Consider the following 17281-nt stretch of genomic DNA (forward strand, 5'->3'; position numbering starts at 1 on the left):
TACGAAAGTGCTGCTAGGGTGGCTGCATGACGCAGGCCGCCTACCAGCCGTCGATGCTCGACCTGGCCGACGCCGGGCCCACCCTGGAGCCGCTGCCCGGCCAGATCCGCCGACACCAGCTCAGCCGGGGCGCCTGGGTCGACCACCTCCCCGGCTGGGTGCGCGGCTCCGACTCGGTCCTCGACACCCTGCTCACCGAGGTGCCCTGGCGTGCCGAGCGGCGCACCATGTACGACGCCGAGGTCGACGTGCCCCGTCTGCTCTGCTGGTACGACGGCGCGAGGCAACTCCCCCACCCCGTGCTCACCGCCGCGCGGGCCGCACTGACCGGTTACTACGCGCCCGAACTGGGCGAGCCCTTCGTCACCGCCGGCATGTGCCTCTACCGCTCCGGGCGCGACAGCGTGGCGTGGCACGGCGACACCATCGGCCGCTCGGCGCACACCGACACCATCGTCGCGATCGTCTCCTTCGGAGCACCCCGACCGCTGCTGTTACGCCCACGCGGCGGCGGTGCGGGCCGGCGCTTCCCGGTGGGTCACGGCGACCTGATCGTCATGGGCGGCTCGTGCCAACGCACCTGGGAGCACGCCATCCCCAAGACCGCCCGCCCCGTGGGCGCGCGAGTAAGCGTCCAGTTCCGCCCGCACAACGTCGCCTGACCCTGGGCTTGCAGGCCCGGGGCTTCGTCGCGGCCTTCATCGACGCGCCCGGCCGCGCTGGATCGATGGCGATCGGCCGCAGAACCGCAAGGTAGGTCCGGACGGCCCCACCGCCCGTCCGGGCCTACCTTGCGAGTCATTGGTCAGCAGGTGCGGGAGTTGTAGGCGGCCCAGTAGGGGCCGCCACCCTGAGGCGGGTAGAACCGGTAGTTTCCGTCGGGCGAGCGCTGCACGACGAATTCGTGCGAGCCGTATGGGCTCCTGGAACCCGTCGCCCCGCGGTACACCACGTACCGCCACCCGTTCTGGTCGTCGCGCTGCACCAGCCTGTCACCGGCCTTCGTCCAGCTGTTCCGGCCCGCGGAGCCGTCCGCCGAGAGGCCCTTGTCGCGCTGGAAGTTCCTCGTCGCGGCATCGGTCTGGTCGCCGAAGACGCCGTCGATCCCGGACGAGGGCAGGTAGCCATTCGCCCAGAGAATGGTCTGCCAGAGACAGGCGACGTTCGAGTTGCGGTGCGTGGTGACGTTGGTGACGCCTTCGTCATCGAAGTCGTCAGACACCGCGCCGGTGCCATGGACGAACGCCCTGCCCGTGTAGGAGCCGCTGGCCGCAGCGGGCGTGGCGATGGTGACGTTGATGCCGATGGCCAGTGCCACGCCGACGGCGGGCACCGCGACTGTCTTGAGGGCGCGGCGGATGGAGTGGAGCGACGACATACATCTCCTCTGGTCGGGAATCATGAGGGCACAACGCCGCGGAGGGCGCGGTGCCGGCCGGCGGTGTCAGCCGGGCGGCCGATGGGCGGATCAGCAGGCGTACGACTTCGCCCAGCGGTAGTCGGCCTTGGCCTGCATGTCGTGGCCCCAGAACGCGCCGTGGTAGCAGAGCGTCGCCCAGGTCTGCGGGCCAACGTATCCGTCGGCACCGATTCCTGCCGCACGCTGGATCTTGATGATCGCGGCCTGCGTCTTTGCGCCGAAGCGGCCGTCCCGGGCGACCGGACCCGCCTCGGACCGGGCCGAGTTGGTGATCGAGAGGACGTTCGCGATTCCCTGGATGGCCTTGACGCAGTTGCCGGTTCCGCCGTAGCCGTAGACGTACTGGCGGCATGGGGCCGTGGCGGCGGAGGCCGGACCTGCGGTCACGACCACTGCTGCGAACACCAGTGCGACAGCAGTCAGCAGCGCGGCAACCCTTGAATGCATCGATTTTGCTCCAATTCTGGGCAATGAGTGGGCAATAGGTCCTGTGTGGCCGCGCGCCATCGCCGTGCAGCCAGGCCCGGCGCTTGGATGCTCGTGGATGGGGCGGTGCGGGACGGTTGAACGGTACGGTGGGGCCCGTACAACCGCCGCACAACTGGCGTATAGATCATCTACTCACCCCGCGTTGTCCGGGTGGTGTAAACGTGGCGGCACATGGCAGTGCCCACATGTGAGGTGCCTGGTTGCGTTTCGAACTCCTCGGCCCGTTCCGGGTGTACCACGACGGTCGGTCGGTTCCACTGGGCTCGGTGAAGCAGCGTCTCCTGCTGGCGACCCTGCTGCTGCGCCCGAACGAGGTCGTCGGCACCGACGAGTTGACAGCGATGCTGTGGGGCGACGAAGAGCCGCCGTCGGCCGCCGCGAACCTTCGCACCTATGTGCGCGGGCTACGGCGGTCGCTGGGCGGTGGGACGACCTGGGATGGGATAACCGCAGCGGCTGGCGGCTACCTGCTGCGGGTGGGCCCCGGCGAACGGGATCTGGACCTGTTCGATGCCGCCGCCACGCGGGGCCGTGAGGCGCTCGCCGCATCCGATCTGGACCGGGCCGAGGCCGAACTCTCCGCCGCGGTGCGCCTGTGGCGTGGTGCACCGCTGTCCGACCTGCCGCTGCGCTCGACCCTGGCTCGCCGGGTGGCACAGTTGGAGGAGCGCCGGCTGCTCGTCGAGGAGGACTACGCCGAGGCGGTGCTGGCCCTCGGCGCGTCGGCCGACGTCGTACACCGGTTGCGCGGCCTGCTCGACCGACACCCGCTGCGACAGCGGGCGTGGGGCCAGCTGATGGTGGGCCTGTACCGCATCGGAGACGTGGCCGGCGCACTGGATGCGTTCCAGCAGGCCCGACAGACGCTGGCGGAGGAGACCGGCCTCGATCCCGCACCCGAGCTCGTCACCCTGTACGACGACATCCTGCATCACCGCCCCGGGCTGGCGGCGCAACCGCCAACGGCGCCGGACCGGCCGGCGCCGGAAACAGAAGTGGGGCCGCTCATTCAACGCCCCGAGCAACTGCCGCGTGCGGTGCCGGAGTTCGTCGGACGCAGCGTCGAACTGGCGAGCCTCGACGGTCTTTTGAACGGCGGGGCTCAGTGGCCGACAAGTGTGGCCATCTCCGTGGTGTCCGGCATGGCCGGAGTCGGCAAGACCGCCCTGGCGTTGCACTGGGCGCACCGGGTCGCCGACCAATTCCCCGACGGCCAGCTCTACGTGAACCTTCGCGGCTACGACGAAGCCGGCGTCGTGTCCCCGCCCGACGCCCTGTCCGGCTTCCTCGAAGCGCTCGGCGTTCCCCACACCCGGATCCCCTCCGACATGGAGGCCCGGACTGGCCTCTACCGCAGCCTGCTGGCCTCCCGCCGGATGCTCCTGGTGCTCGACAACGCTCGCGACTCCGCCCAGGTGCGCGCCCTGCTGCCCGGTGCGGGCCGCTGCATGGTCGTGGTCACCAGCCGTGACCGGCTCGGCGGCCTGATCGCCGCCGAGTGCGCCACCCCGTTGACACTGGACCTGCTCACGGCCGAGGAGTCGAGGAGCCTGCTGGCCCGACGTCTCGGGGTCAGCCGGCTCGCCTCCGAGTCCGCGGCGGTGGCCGACATCATCGAGGCCGCGGGCCGGCTTCCGCTGGCACTGTCGATAGTGGCGGCACGCGTCGCCACCCATCCCACGTTTCCGCTCAGCGCGATCGCCGCCGAACTGCACTCGGCCGAGGCGAGGCTGGACGCGTTGGCCGACGGTGACGTCCGGCGTATCTTTTCGTGGTCGTTCCTGGCCCTCGGTGCGGACGCGGCCCGGCTGTTCACCCTGCTGGGGCTGCATCCGGGCCCGGACCTGACCGCCGCCGCGGCCTCGGCGCTCGCCGGTGTGCCGGCCGCCGCCGTCACACCCATCCTGCGGGAATTGACCCGACTCCATCTGCTCACCGAGCACACGCCCGGCCGGTTCGCCTTCCACGACCTTCTGCGCGCCTACGCGGCCGAGCTCGCACAGTCGTCGGAGCGCGACGACGAACACGTCGCAGCCCGACAGCGCCTGTACGACCACTACCTGCACGCCGCCTACCCGGCCGCCCTGCTGCTCCAGCCGCAGTGGCCCACGATCGAGCCGGTGCCGCCGCTGTCCGTGCCCGGCAGACGGCCGGTGACCGATCACGACGGCGCGCTCGCCTGGTTCACGGCGGAGCACCGGGTGCTGGTCCGGGTCGTCCGACAGGCCGCCGAGAACGGCTTCGAAGCGTACGCCTGGCAGATCGCGTGGGCGCTGACCACCTTCGTGGCGCCGCGTGGCCTCTGGCAGGACCAGTTCGCCATCCAGAGTGTCGCGCTGGGTGCCGCGGAGAAGATCGACGACCTCGCCGGTCAGGCCGTCGCCAACCGGCTGCTCTCCCGCGCGCTGATCCGACTGGGCGACCGCACCACAGCCGAGTACCGGCTCAAACGCGCGCTTGAGCTGCACGGACATCTCGGTGACCCGATCGGCCAGGCCCAGACGCTGCACAACTACTGTGAGCTCTGCTACCTGGACGGCCGGCTCGACGAGGCGCTCGCGCACGGTCGTGAGGCGCTGCGGCTCTATCGGCTGGTCGGCAATCACGCGGGCGAAGCCCGGACCCTCAACGCGATCGGTTGGCTGCTCGCCACCACCGGCGACTATCTTCAGGCCATCGCCAGCTGCACCGAGGCCCTCGACCAGCAACGACGGACCGACGACCGCAACGGTCAGGCCGCGACGCTGGACAGCCTCGGCTTCGCCTACGACCGCCTCGGTGAACGCGACCGGGCGGTCGACTGCTACGAGCAGGCGATCAAACTTTTTCGGGACTCCGCGGACCGGTATCACGAGGCGGAGACCCTCATCCGGCTCGGGGACACCCGGGAAGGGATGGGCGACCGGTTCGCCGCCGCCGACGCTTGGCGCCTGGCCGCACGGATCTACCAGGAGTTGGGCGACCCGGCGGCCGAGGAGGTTCGCCGCCGCCTCGAACGTCCGGTGCCGGCCTAGTACCGCGGGACGTCCCACGCCGCATGGTCGTGCTCAACAGTGGATCGGGCACGACCATGCGGCGGATTGAGCGGCAGGACCCGCACAACTCCAGGTCAGTCGCGTTCGATCAGGTGGCCTACCACCGTTGGGCCGAGCATCACCGCGAAGCCGCTCCCGTCGCGGCGGGGATCCGCCGCGGGCAACTCCACCGGGTCGCCGGTGCCGGTCGCGCCGACCGGCCGCGGGCCCACCCAGGCCACGGCCACGTCCGTCTCACCCTTGAGGAAGCGATGCGCGCGCACGCCGCCGGTCGCCCGGCCCTTCGCCGGGTACGCCTTGAACGGCGTCACCTTGACCGTCGCGCCGGTGGAGGTGACCACCATCGGCTCGCCGTGCCCCGGGTCGTCGGTGCGCACCGCGCCGAAGAACGCCACCCGTGCCCCGGCCGGCAGGTTGATGCCGGCCATACCGCCGCCCTTGAGGCCCTGCGGCCGGACCAACCCGGCGGGGAAGCGCAACAGCGACGCCTCCGAGGTGACGAAGGTCAGCGTCTCGGTGCCATCGGTCAGCCAGGTCGCCCCGACCACCTCGTCACCGTCGCGCAGACCGATCACCTCGAACTCGTCGGAGCGCACCGGCCACTCCGGCGCGCAGATCTTCACCGCGCCCTGCCGGGTGCCCAACGCCAGCCCCGGTGAGCCCTCCGCCTGGCCGCCGAGCGGCGCCAGGCCGACGACGGTCTCCCCCGCCGCCAACGGCACCAGCTCGGCCGCGGACATACCGCCCCGCAGTGACACAGTGCCCGCCTGCTCGGGCAGCACCGGCAGCGGCAGGACGTCGACCTTGAACGCCCGACCGGCACTGGTCAACAGCAGCACCCGTCCACGGGCCGTGGAGTGCACGATGGCGCGTACCGTGTCGTGCTTGACCCGGCCGTTGCGGCGGCGCCCCTCGGAGCTCTCCTCCGACTCGGCGGCGGTCCGGGCGACCAGCCCGGTCGCGGAGAGGATCACCTGGCACGGGTCGTCGGCGACCTCCAGCGGGCCGGCCGGCGCGGACGCGGCCAGCACCTCCTTCAGGTCACCGTCGACAAGCGTGGTACGACGTTCGGTGGCGAACTGCTTGACCACGGACGCCAACTCGTCGGAGACCACCTTCCGGAGCACCCGCTCGTCGTCGAGGATCTTGCTCAGCTCGGCGATCTCGGCGCGCAGCCGCTCCTGCTCGGCCTCCAACTCGATCCGGTCGAACTTGGTCAGCCGACGCAACGGGGTGTCCAGGATGTACGTGGCCTGGATGTCGGAGAGGCCGAACCGGCTCATCAGCCCGTCCTTCGCGGCCTGCGCGTCGTCGCTGCCCCGGATCAGCCGGACCACCTCGTCGATGTCCAGCAACGCGATCAGCAGACCGTCGACCAGGTGCAGCCGCTCCTGCCGCTTGCGTCGGCGGTACGAGGTGCGTCGGGTGACCACCTCGTAGCGGTGCGCCAGGAAGACCTCCAGCAGCGCCTTCAGGCCCAGCGTGCGCGGCTGCCCGTCGACGAGGACCAGGTTGTTGACGCCGAACGACTGCTCCAGCGGGGTCAGCCGGTAGAGGTCGGCGAGCAGCGCCTGCGGGTTGACGCCCACCTTGCACTCGACCACCAGGCGGGTGCCGCTCTCCCGGTCGGTGAGGTCCTTGACGTCGGCGATGCCGGTCAGCCGCTTGGTCTTGGTGACCTCGTTGGTGATCGCGGCGATGACCTTCTCCGCGCCGACGCCGTAGGGCAGCTCGACCACTGTGATCGCCTGACGGCCCCGGCTGCCCTCGATCGGGCCGATCTCCACCTTGCCGCGCATCCGCACCACGCCGCGCCCGGTCTCGTACGCCCGCCGCACCTCGTCCAGGCCGAGCAGCACCCCACCGGTGGGCAGGTCGGGGCCGGGGACGAACTCCATGAGTTTGTCCAGAGTGGCGTCCGGGTGGTTGATCAGCCAGCGGGCCGCGGAGACGACCTCCGCCAGGTTGTGCGGGATCATGTTGGTGGCCATCCCGACCGCGATCCCGGACGCGCCGTTGACCAGCAGGTTGGGGAAGGCCGCCGGCAGCACTGTCGGCTGGGTCAGCGACCCGTCGTAGTTGGGCTCGACGTCGACGGTTTCCTCGCCCAGCTCACCGACGAGCAGCATGGCCTCGCGGGACATCCGCGCTTCGGTGTTGTGGTTGACGAAACCGCCCGCGAGGAAGGAGTGGTCCTCGGATTTGACCCGAACCGAGTAGACCTCCGCCGGCTCGCAGGGCGTCACGTCGGTGACGCGCTCGAACCGGTAGCCAGAGTCCATGATCGGGAGGATGGTCGCCAGAAGCTCCGGCTCCTTGATGCGATCGATGATCCGGAGACGCTCGGTCTCCCACCGCTCGACGCGATCGAAGTTGTGCGTCGTCAGCCACTTGCGGCCGCTACCACGACGGTCGAAGTCCAAGGTGTCACGCACGTAGGTGGCAACGAAGGGAACATGGTCCTTGCTCAGCCGATGCGGACGCAATGGCGCATGTCGCAGAACCTTGTCCAGCTTTGCCTGTTTGGTGCGGAGGAAGCCCACCCGATTGGCGAATGCCTTGATGTTCCGCAGACCGGAAATCACCAGGCGGTGCTCGATCGAGCCGCTGGGGCGCGTGTAACGGCGCCAGCAGGCGACGACGCCGAATTCGGCGAGCAGCTCTTGGACCTCTCTGGTAAGCCGCTCGCTGTAACTCGTGTACTGGATGGTGAAGCTGTCCTTGGCGACCCGCACCCCGCCGTCCCCTTCGAAGAGGGACATCAGGAAGGCCCGCTTAACACCCCAGCCACCGTTCCAGACGAATTCCGGTACAAACTTGTCTCGGGCCTGATGCCCGATGAATTCAGCCAACGGACTTGTACGGAAAGCGTCCATACCGCCGGCATAAATCTGAACATCGATTTCCTGAACGCGCTTCCGGTCGCGACGAGTCTGCCGTTCGCTCACATAACGCCGACCGCCAACCACTTGATCGTACGCATGCAGAACCTCATCGAAGAAGTGCGCGTCGGTGTTGTTGAATCCAGCCCTGGACTCACTCGCGAAGCCCTCGGACGCCCACGCGCCGCCGAGGACGCCCAGCGAGTATTCACGGGCGGTGGGTATGACCTGGGACCAAGCGTTCCGTGCCACACAGACGATCGAGCCGACTGCAAGCTCATCGAGCCGTCGCCATTGAAAAATGGGAACGCCCATGGGCGCCTCAAGACAGAGCAACAGGTGATTCTCGCTGCCTTGAAGCGAGAAACCGGCGTCCGTGCCGATCCGGACCGTCGGATGGACGCCGGAGTTGAACACCTTGTCAACCTGGACAGCTTTACCGTCTTTGTCGAGCACCTCGAAGTCGACATCGGCTTCGCTGTCTGCAGAGATGCTTACCAGATCAGCAATTCGAGGGCTGGTGCCGTCAGCAAGTCGAATGCGGGTGTCTCCAGTAACGCAGTACCGCGAGGCTGCCGGGCCATCGTCCGGGCTGCCGAAGTTGCCGTGCCCGTCGATGAGGGGCACGTTGAGGGAGAAGTCCTGCGCGAGTCGGACCATAGCGTCATAGATGGCCGTATCGCCATGCGGATGGTACTTTCCCATTGCATCCCCGACAATTCGGGCAGACTTCACGTGCCCACGGTCGGGGCGGTAGCCCTGTTCGTACATCGACCAGAGGATGCGTCGGTGCACGGGCTTGAGGCCGTCGCGGGCATCGGGCAGAGCGCGGGAGTGGATGACCGAGAACGCGTACTCCAGGTAGGAGTCGGAGACCTCGGTGACCAGCGGGTTGTCGAAGACCCGCGCGCCGGCCTGGTCGAACGAGGAGAGATCGACCTTGTTTTCCTTACGGCGTGCCATGACTCAGCTCTCCATGGGAACGGAACGGGCGCTGGCTCGATGATTCGCTCGCTGTCGCTCGCTCACGCGTCGATCGCATCCCGGTCGACACGGTCGGCTGAGTCGATGAGCCAGTTGCGGCGCGGCTCGACCTTCTCGCCCATCAGCAGTTCGAGGATGCGTTCGGCGGCGTCGACGTCGTCGAGGGTGATCCGGCGGACGGCACGGGTGGCCGGGTTCATCGTCGTGTCCCACAGCTCGTCGGCGTCCATCTCACCGAGACCCTTGAACCGTGGGATGGGGGTGACGATCTGCTTGCCGGACTTCTCCAGCTTGCGGACCGTCGTCTCCATCTCGGCCTGGGTGTAGGTGTAGACGGTCTGCGGGTTGCGCCCCTTGGTGGTGATCTTGTGCAGGGGCGGCATCGCGGCGTAGAGCCGCCCGGCCTCGATCAGCGGCCGCATGTACCTGGCGAACAGGGTGATCAGCAGCGTACGGATGTGGGCGCCGTCCACGTCGGCGTCGGCCATGATCAGCACACGGCCGTAGCGCAGCGCGGAGAGGTCGAAGGTGCGCCCCGAGCCGGCGCCGAGGACCTGCACGATGGCCGCGCACTCGGCATTGTCCAGAACCTGCTGGAGGTTGGCCTTCTGCACGTTGAGGATCTTGCCGCGGATCGGCAACAGCGCCTGGTATTCGGAGGTCCGCGCCACCCGGGCGCTGTTGTGGACGAACACACCAGCTTCGAGGGCGAAGTTCTGGTACCCGTCAACCGTCAGGTCGTAGACATCGGCTGTCTCGTCGAGCACCTCCACCGACACCACTTGGTGATTGACAAGCGACGCGGCGTCACGAAGTCGGCCGTAATCTCCGTCGTACAGGGCTAGAAGCCGCGCGAAGCGGAGGCCGGTGCGAGCGGTACGCATCCGCTCGGCTTCGTAAGCGGCTGACAATTCCTCATCGGGATGCGCCAGCAACGGTGCCAGCCGACGGAGCGCTGCTAGACGGCGACCTTCGTTCTGCTGGCCGACGCGTTCCTCACGAGGCACGTTGTCGACGTATCGAGTACGTCCGGCCTGCACCTTCGCCAGGTGACCGGTGCTCGGATCAGTCATCCGCCGCCTCATCCGACGGGAATGTTGATCACCAAATTCTGGATTGTCCCGATGCCAGGCCAACACCGCATTGCGCTGGCGGTCTCGCTCGTCGGGGTCCGCAAACTGCTCTACAGTCTTCCGAGAGCGCCAGGTGCGCAATTCGTGGTCCTGCCACTGTTGCACCGAGCGCTCGCGCCACTGTTGGCGACGAGACGGGTCAGCAAAGTATTGGCGAACCCGTTCGGCTGCCGCTGCCCGATGCTCAGGGTGCGCCCAGTACGTGGCCTGCCGCTCACGCATCCGCTCGGCGTAAGCGCCTTGCTCCTCGGCGCCGAGCGCGTTGTACCAGTCCTGGAAGCCCTTCTCGCATCTAGCGCGAAACGCTGGCGACTCATTGAGCGCGAACAGGCGAGCGAGACACGCCTCACGGAAATCAGGATCCCGCCACTGAGCCGTCAGCATGGCTGACCGGAGCTCCCGGCCGCCGTTGGCGAACCACTCCCGCCAACCGACGTGGACATGCTCGCCCATCATTGCGGCGTGGAGTGCGGTGTGATCCGGCCAGGTCATCCGCCGCAGGTTGCGCGGGTCGTTGTTGCGCTTGTTGATGTCGATGTGGTGACGGACATTCCCGTTGGTTGCGCTGTCCTTGCCATGGCGCAGATTCCACGCGTCAGCCAGGTAGTGGGTGTAGACCCATTCGTCCCGGTCGTTCATCCAGACCCGCTCGTAGCCCTGGAGGTTGTGCCCTTCCGCCTTACTGGACAGGCGGCGGTACAGGGGCATCAGGGAGTCGCCCTCGACGAGCGAGTCAGCCCGACGGTAGGAGCCGTCGCGCAGCCGGAACTGATGATCCGGCGTGCAGCGCACCGACTCGCCGTTGTCGAGCGTAACCCGCACTAACGGCGCGTCAGACTTGGTGAGCCGGGGCTCCACCAGGGGGGCGACCACCACCCGGCCGGCCTTGTTGGTCGTGTAACCGAAGTGGCTGATGCCTCGCTGCCAGTCTGCAGCCAAGTCAGCGAAGGATCGACTCTGCCCTGAGGCCAGTGCGACTTTCGTGTCACCGGTAAAGCAACCGAGGGCGCTGTCTCCCTCGACGATGAACAGTTCGCTCCGTTCCACCCCGGTGGCCCGGCAGTCGACCAGCTTCGGCGGCATGGACGCGCCCTCCAGGGCGGTCTTGCGCCGAGCGGCGTCCTTCTGCTGTTTCTGGGTGAGTCGCACCCGGGCGGCGTCGACGATCTTCTGCAGGACGGTGCGCGCCTCGGCCTTGGTGCGCCGATCCTCCAGCCAGGCCTTGATGTGCGCGTCGACCAGGGACTGGAGCACCTTGGTGATGCCGGTGGTGGAGAGCTCGTCCTTGGTCTGCGAGGTGAACTGCGGCTCGGGGATCCGCACGTGCACCACCGCGGTCATCCCCTCCAGGACGTCGTCCAGGGTGGGCGGCTCCTCCTTGGCCTTGAGCAGGCCGCGGGTGTTACGGATCGCGTCGGCGAGCGCGCGGACCAGTGCCCGCTCGAAGCCCTTGCGGTGGGTGCCGCCGTGCGCGTTGCGGATGGTGTTGGTGAAGCACTCGACGGTGCGCTCGTAACCGGTGCCCCACCGGAACGCCACCTCGACCTCGGCCTGGCGTTGCACGTTGGACTGCATGACGCCGTTGGCGTCGGCGGCGTTCTCCCGGTAGGTGCCACCGCCGTTGACCAGCAGGATGCCGGAGACTGGCCGGTCGCCGGCCGGGGCGAGGAACTCGACCATGTCGCTGAGCCCGTTGGGGTAGTGGAACCGCTCCTCGACGGGCGACTCACCGGTCAGGTCGCGCAGCAGGTAGGTCACGCCGGGGACCAGGAACGCGGTGTTGCGCAGCTTCATCCGGACGGCGTCGACGTCGAGCGCGGCGCCGGTCTCGAAGTAGCGGGCGTCGTGCCACCAGCGGATCGAGGTGCCGGTGCGCTGGCCGCGCTTCATGGCGCCGGTCACCTGGAGCCCGGGGCCGGCGGTGAAGGGTGCGTCCGGCCCGTCGCCGTCGAAGATGCCCGGCACGCCGTGCCGGAACGACATCGCGTGGATCTTGCCGGCTCGGCGGACGGTCACGTCGAAGCGGCGGGACAGCGCGTTGACCGCCGACGCGCCGACGCCGTGCAGACCGCCGGAGGTCTTGTAGCCGGAGCCGCCGAACTTGCCGCCCGCGTGCAGCCGGGTCAGCACCAGCTCGACGCCGGAGATGCCGGATTTGGCGTGCACGTCGGTGGGGATGCCCCGGCCGTCGTCGTCGACCTGCACCGAGCCATCGGCGTGCAGGATCACCTCGACGTGGCCGGCGTGACCGGCGACACCCTCGTCGGTGGAGTTGTCGAGGATCTCGTTGACGAGGTGACCCACGCCACGGCTGTCAGTGGAACCGATGTACATGCCGGGCCGCTTGCGGACAGCGTCCAGCCCCTCAAGGTGGGTGAGGTCATCGGCCCCGTACAGGGTGTCAGGCTCTGCGGTCAACTGGTCGTACTCCCCGGTCTCGGCGGTGTGCTGCCGGTCGCCGGCGACATCAGCCGGCGTGGCGCGCCGCAGCGAGCCTAGCCCGAGGCTAGGACAACTCCCGGAGGACCTACGCGACCCGCCGCGCGTGGCCCGCCGGACGTGAGCCAACGAACAGCCGGCGGGTGATCATGGGACCACGCAGAGACAGGGCCGCCGGTACGCTCACCCATGATCGCGGCCGGTTGAGCGCGGGATGCCCGCCCGTCCCGGTCGAGGAGATCAGGAGGCGGTCGAGATGGCTCAGGCACTCCGCGAAGCTCTGCGGCGCTCCCTCGGCACGACGGCCCGACGGTGGTTGCTGGTGGGCACCCTGGCGGTGGGGCTGCTGGCCGCCGTGGCGCTGGTCGCGGCGACGGCTCCCGCCGACCGGACCTTCGCCGAGCTCTCGGGCACCGTCCAGAGCCTGATGTCGGTCGCGACCCCGCTCTTCGGCATCCTGCTGGTCCGCGACCTACGGCGAGCCCCCGTCCGCCGCCCGGTTCTGCCCATGGTGCTCGCGGTGGGGCTGCCGGCGGTCGTCATCGGCGTCGTCGGGGTGCTGATCTGTGCCGCGACGCTGGCCCTCACCCCGGCCGACGTCGCCGACGAGCCGTGGCGGTTCACCGCGACGGTCGCGGTGGGCAGTGTGCTGGTGCAGATCGTCGCCGGCCTGGTGGGCACCGGGCTGGGCCTGTTGCTGCGCTCGGTGGTGGTGGCCTTCCTGGCCACGATCATCCTGCCGCTGGGGCTGTTCGCGCTGCTGGGCGCCGGGGACGCCCTCCGTCCGGCGCAGCCGTGGCTCACCCCGTTCGGCAGTGTGCGCAACCTGCTCTCGGGAGAGATGACCGCGCTGCGGTGGGCGCAGTGGCTGTGCGTACTCCTGATCTGGGGTGTCGGTCTGAACGCCGCCGGCGCGGCCGTGCTGAACCGCCGCGGCGGCCCCCCGACCGCCCGGTAGCCGCGCACCGACCTCGACACGGTAGGGCGTCCTGCCTACGCGCGGATGTCTTTCATCGAACGAATCTGTTACGGGCCATTGACGCCCGTCGCAGAGGAGTGATCTGATCGCGCCCTCAGAGAATCTTTCATCTTTCGATGGATGGGGGCCCCATGCCCAGGTTCCGGCGTACCGCGCTCGCCGCGGGACTAACGATCGCCATGGCCGCGTTGTCGACCGCCGTCGCGCTGCCCACACCCGCGTCCGCCGCGTTGCCCACCGCCGCGGTGGCACTCGGAGACAGCTTCATCAGCGGCGAGGGCGCCGGGGCGTACACCCCGGTGGTCGACGCCAACGGCGTCAGCCAGGGCTTCCCCGGTTGGACCGCGGCGAACAACAACGCGTACTTCTGCCACCGTTCGGCGAACGCCTCGCTGAACCAGGCAAACCTGCCGGGCATCCAGAACCGGTTCAATCTGGCCTGCTCCGGCGGCCAGCCACACGACATCGCCAACGCCTCCCAGGCGCGGGCCAACGGTCGTACCGTGGCCTCGCAGCTGAGCCAACTACGCGCCGTCGCGCAGACCCAGGACATCGACCTGGTGCTGATCGGCCTCGGCTCCAACAACAGCTCGTTCACCTTCGGCAGCGTCGCGGAGAAGTGCGCCAACAGGTTCATCGCCGACGCCTGGACCGGCTGGTGGGAGTTCTGGGCGTACCTGAACGGGCCGGTGGAGCAGAAGCCGTGCAGCGACGCCGACCTGGCCACCGCCGCGCAAATCAGCGCCGCGACCGCGGAGACCACCGCGGCCGTACGCCAGATCCTGACCACCCTCGACCAGGTGGACGCGGACGGTCAGCACCGGGTGGTGTTCCAGGACTACACCAACCCGCTGCCGCTGGACCTGAACCAGAAGTTCCACGAGGAGGACAGCCGGGACGACACCCGGGACAAGTTCCGTGACCTCGGCGCGGAGCGGTACGCGGGCGGTTGCCCGATCCACCGGGCCAGCCTGGCGCCGGGGCACCGCTTCTCCCAGGGTCTGGGCAGCATCGTGAAGTCCACCAGGGACACCCTGGCCGCCGAGTTCCCCGCCGACGACCTGGTGCACCTGAACGTGCAGCAGGCCTTCAACGGCGCCCGGCTCTGCGAGCAGACCAGCAGCCCGAGCGGCGCGCTGGCCACTCCGATCCGGCTTCAGGACGGCGCGACCGGCACCTTCGTCACCAGCCTCGCCGGCAAGGACAAGATCGCCATCCAGCGGATCGCCAACACCTGCGTCAGCTACTTCCAGACCTGCCAGGAGTCCTGGCACCCGAACGCCACCGGGCACCAGGTGCTCGGCCAGTGCCTGAGCGGCGCGGCCTCCACCAGCGCCCGCTCGGTGGCCTGCGTCCGCGCCAGCAACGGGGCGATCTCGGTCTCCTGACCGCAGCGCCACTCGGAGGGCCCCGCCACCCGGCGGGGCCCTCCGCCGCGTCCATCGAGCGCGCGGCGTTGTCCGTACACCGCGGCTGTCGGCCGACGGCTGGCTGCTACCCGTCGGTAACGTCAGGCCGTAGGCTGGGCCGGTGAACGGGGATCCGGAGTACGCGCAGGAGTTCATTGACGTCGACGGTGGCCGACTGGGTGTACAGGTCTATCCGGAGCCCGCCGGAGTGACCGGCGCGCCGGTGGTCGTGATCTGGCCCGCGATGGGGGTCCGAGCCCGGTACTACCGGCCCTTCGCCGCCGCGCTACGCACCGCCGGGCTGGCCGTCGTCGTGGCCGACCTGCGCGGCACCGGGGCGAGCACGCCCGCGCCGAGTCGGACGGACCGGCACGGTTACGCCGAGCTGGCCGACGACGTCGGCGCCGTCCTGGCCGCCCTCAAACCCCGACTGGACGGACGCACCCGACTGCTTCTCGGGCACTCGCTCGGCGGGCAGGCCGCGTTGCTGCACCTCGCCCTGCACGGCGGCGGCGAGGTGGACGGATTGGCGTTGATCGCGGTCGGCATCCCCTACTGGCGCAGCTATCCGGGCCGGCGTGGCCTCGGCGTGCTGCCCTACACCCAGGGCATCGCCGCCACGGCGGCGCTGCTCGGGGTCTGGCCGGGCTGGGGCTTCGGCGGCCGGCAGGCGCGCGGCGTGATCCGCGACTGGGCGTCCACCGCGCGGACCGGCCGATTCCCCCGGCTCAACGGTACGGACACCGAGGCGGCGGTCCGCGCGGTGCGGACCCCGGTGCTGGCCGTCAGTGTCGACGACGACCAGTACACGCCGCACCAGACCATGGACTACCTCTGCGCGAAGCTCCGCGACGCGCCGGTGACCCGGGAGCGGTACACAGTGGCGCAGGCCGGGGCAACGTTGGACCACTTCACCTGGGTCCGGGCGAGTGCACCGCTGGCGCGGCGGATCGCCGGTTTCGCCGGCGACCTGCCGCCCCGCTGAGCCGTGGCCGCCGGTCGGCGGGCTCGGGCCGGCTCACTCGTCCTGGTCCAGCGGCACCAGTTCACCGTCCCGCTCGACCTGAATCTCGGCGTGCTCCTTGCGGGGTGCGACCTCGGCGGTGTTCCGCTTCAGGTCGTTGTCGGGGTGCATGAGCACCGCGTCTGTTTTGGGGGTCTTCTCCCGGCTCTCGTCCGGCTGCGACATCGCGTTCCCCTCTCGTCGGCGTCGCTCGGGATCTACCCGCCACCGAGCGAACGACTCCTGCCCAGGCGAGGCCGACCCGCCGAGGGCACGGACGTCCCGTAGCTGCCCGCTCCGGCGCGGATGGGCCTGGCTGGGGCGGGGTTAGCCGCCCGAGCGGCGGGTAAGCCGCACCGCCCGACACGGCGGAAGGGGATCACATGTCCGAACGGCACACCGCACTGCGTTCGATGCACGATCTGGGCCTGGCGGCCTGGTTTGGCGGCTCCCTCATGGGTGCCTTCGGTGTCAACGGCGCAGCGGCGAAAATCAGCGACTCGACCCAGCGGCTCCCGGTCGCCTCGGCCGGATGGTCCAAGTGGACCCCGGTCAACGCGGCCGCGATCGGCGCCCACCTGGCCGGCGCAGTCGGCGAACTGGTAACCGAGAGCCCACGGGTGGCGGCCCAGTCCGGGGTAGGCCGGGCCAGCGCCATCAAGACCGCGTTGACCATCGGCGCGCTGGCGGTCACCGGTTACAGCCGGTTGGTCGGCATGCGGCTGGAGAAGGCTGGCGGCCCGTCGGTGAGCGGCGCCACCGAGCCGAACCATCAGACCCCGGCCAGTGTGGCCTCATCGCAACGGCAGATGAAGCTGCTCCAGTGGGCCATTCCGGCGCTGACCGGGACCCTGGTCGTGGTCACCGCGTACATGGGTGAGCAGCAGAAGCCCGGCCAGGTGTTCCGGGGGATGCTCGGTCGCGCCGGTGGGATGAAGGGCGCCTCCAAGAGCATGATCAAGATGGCGACAATGAGCAACGGCAAGCGGCCGATGGCAATGGCCGGACGCTGAACGTCGGGCCGACCGGCATCCCGCCGCCACCTCGACGGCGGGGCGCTGGCCGGCCCCGCGTGCACCAGCGCGACGAACGAATCCTGCGCGACGACGAGTCGACACGCGCGCAGCAGCGCGCCGCTGACCTGTCAGGCGAGGATCTCGGGCGGGCAGTCCCGGCCCGAAGACGGCACAGCGTCCGCCGGCAGCGGCGGACCGACGAGCGGGGTGGCCATGACGGCGCACAAGGGACGCAGCGGTGACAACGACCGGCTGGAGCCGGAGGCGACCAAGCCGTGGGGCACCGGCGACGGTTTCGACGCCGACGCGCCCTGGGGTGCGGACGACGACTCACCGATGGACGAGGGCAGCGAGGAGACCGCGGTGCCCGAGGGACGGCGCGGAGAGCGGCGCGCGGGCGCCCCGGCGGGCCGGTCGGACCCGGCGGGACGACACGGCTTCGGCTCGGTCGAGCCCACGCGGACGCCGATGTCCGCGTCCTCGGGGAAGGTC

The 17281-nt window shown here is 69.6% G+C and carries 11 protein-coding genes and 4 pseudogenes; 7 read left to right on the top strand and 8 right to left on the bottom strand.

The window, feature by feature from the left end; genetic code table 11:
• Window positions 1–26 precede the first annotated feature (26 nt).
• The gene (locus DLJ59_RS03010) at window positions 27–662 is read left to right on the top strand and encodes an alpha-ketoglutarate-dependent dioxygenase AlkB (RefSeq protein WP_124770982.1); all 636 of its coding nucleotides are present in this window, start codon (window positions 27–29) and stop codon (window positions 660–662) included.
• Window positions 663–805: 143 nt separating this feature from the next.
• On the opposite strand, the gene DLJ59_RS03015 is transcribed toward DLJ59_RS03010, so the two are convergent.
• On the bottom strand, window positions 806–1402 hold the full coding sequence (locus DLJ59_RS03015; RefSeq protein WP_124770983.1) for a peptidoglycan-binding domain-containing protein: 597 nt from the start codon (window positions 1400–1402) through the stop codon (window positions 806–808).
• Window positions 1403–1468: 66 nt separating this feature from the next.
• Complete coding sequence (locus DLJ59_RS03020; RefSeq protein WP_244235804.1) at window positions 1469–1807, bottom strand: peptidoglycan-binding domain-containing protein; 339 nt, start codon at window positions 1805–1807, stop codon at window positions 1469–1471.
• A 302-nt stretch (window positions 1808–2109) separates the two neighbouring features.
• Between DLJ59_RS03020 and DLJ59_RS03025 the strand changes: the two genes are divergently transcribed.
• Complete coding sequence (locus DLJ59_RS03025; protein WP_124770985.1) at window positions 2110–4923, top strand: AfsR/SARP family transcriptional regulator; 2814 nt, start codon at window positions 2110–2112, stop codon at window positions 4921–4923.
• 95 nt (window positions 4924–5018) lie between these two features.
• Here DLJ59_RS03025 and DLJ59_RS38020 read toward each other — a convergent pair.
• The 5 genes and pseudogenes from DLJ59_RS38020 to DLJ59_RS38045 all read right to left on the bottom strand — a co-directional run.
• Window positions 5019–7100: pseudogene (locus DLJ59_RS38020) on the bottom strand (DNA gyrase subunit A); the annotation flags it as partial.
• Window positions 7101–7493: 393 nt separating this feature from the next.
• A pseudogene (locus DLJ59_RS38025) lies at window positions 7494–8375 on the bottom strand (LAGLIDADG family homing endonuclease); the annotation flags it as partial.
• A 12-nt stretch (window positions 8376–8387) separates the two neighbouring features.
• A pseudogene (locus DLJ59_RS38030) lies at window positions 8388–8789 on the bottom strand (DNA gyrase subunit A); the annotation flags it as partial.
• 62 nt (window positions 8790–8851) lie between these two features.
• On the bottom strand, window positions 8852–10969 hold the full coding sequence (locus tag DLJ59_RS38040; protein WP_425271380.1) for a Hint domain-containing protein: 2118 nt from the start codon (window positions 10967–10969) through the stop codon (window positions 8852–8854).
• Window positions 10943–12361 (bottom strand): annotated as a pseudogene (locus DLJ59_RS38045) (ATP-binding protein); the annotation flags it as partial. The pseudogene DLJ59_RS38045 and the gene DLJ59_RS38040, both read right to left, overlap by 27 nt.
• Before the next feature lie 277 nt (window positions 12362–12638).
• On the opposite strand from DLJ59_RS38045, the gene DLJ59_RS03040 reads away from it, so the two are divergent.
• The 3 genes from DLJ59_RS03040 (at window position 12639) to DLJ59_RS03050 (ending at window position 15755) form a co-directional block, all read left to right on the top strand.
• On the top strand, window positions 12639–13340 hold the full coding sequence (locus DLJ59_RS03040) for a hypothetical protein (protein ID WP_124770988.1): 702 nt from the start codon (window positions 12639–12641) through the stop codon (window positions 13338–13340).
• A gap of 152 nt (window positions 13341–13492) precedes the next feature.
• Complete coding sequence (locus tag DLJ59_RS03045) at window positions 13493–14749, top strand: SGNH/GDSL hydrolase family protein (protein ID WP_124770989.1); 1257 nt, start codon at window positions 13493–13495, stop codon at window positions 14747–14749.
• A gap of 142 nt (window positions 14750–14891) precedes the next feature.
• On the top strand, window positions 14892–15755 hold the full coding sequence (locus DLJ59_RS03050) for an alpha/beta hydrolase family protein (RefSeq protein ID WP_124770990.1): 864 nt from the start codon (window positions 14892–14894) through the stop codon (window positions 15753–15755).
• A 33-nt stretch (window positions 15756–15788) separates the two neighbouring features.
• Here the strand turns inward: DLJ59_RS03050 and DLJ59_RS36225 are convergent, their stop codons facing one another.
• Window positions 15789–15959, bottom strand: a complete 171-nt coding sequence (locus DLJ59_RS36225; protein WP_158630773.1) for a hypothetical protein — start codon at window positions 15957–15959, stop codon at window positions 15789–15791.
• A 197-nt stretch (window positions 15960–16156) separates the two neighbouring features.
• Between DLJ59_RS36225 and DLJ59_RS03055 the strand changes: the two genes are divergently transcribed.
• Together DLJ59_RS03055 and DLJ59_RS03060 are read left to right on the top strand one after the other, a co-directional pair.
• On the top strand, window positions 16157–16786 hold the full coding sequence (locus DLJ59_RS03055; RefSeq protein WP_124770991.1) for a hypothetical protein: 630 nt from the start codon (window positions 16157–16159) through the stop codon (window positions 16784–16786).
• Window positions 16787–17002: 216 nt separating this feature from the next.
• The coding region (locus DLJ59_RS03060; RefSeq protein WP_124770992.1) for a hypothetical protein at window positions 17003–17281 on the top strand (279 nt) is incomplete at its 3' end.

This window comes from Micromonospora inaquosa (genome assembly GCF_003857055.1).
In the GTDB taxonomy this organism is placed as follows: domain Bacteria; phylum Actinomycetota; class Actinomycetes; order Mycobacteriales; family Micromonosporaceae; genus Micromonospora; species Micromonospora inaquosa.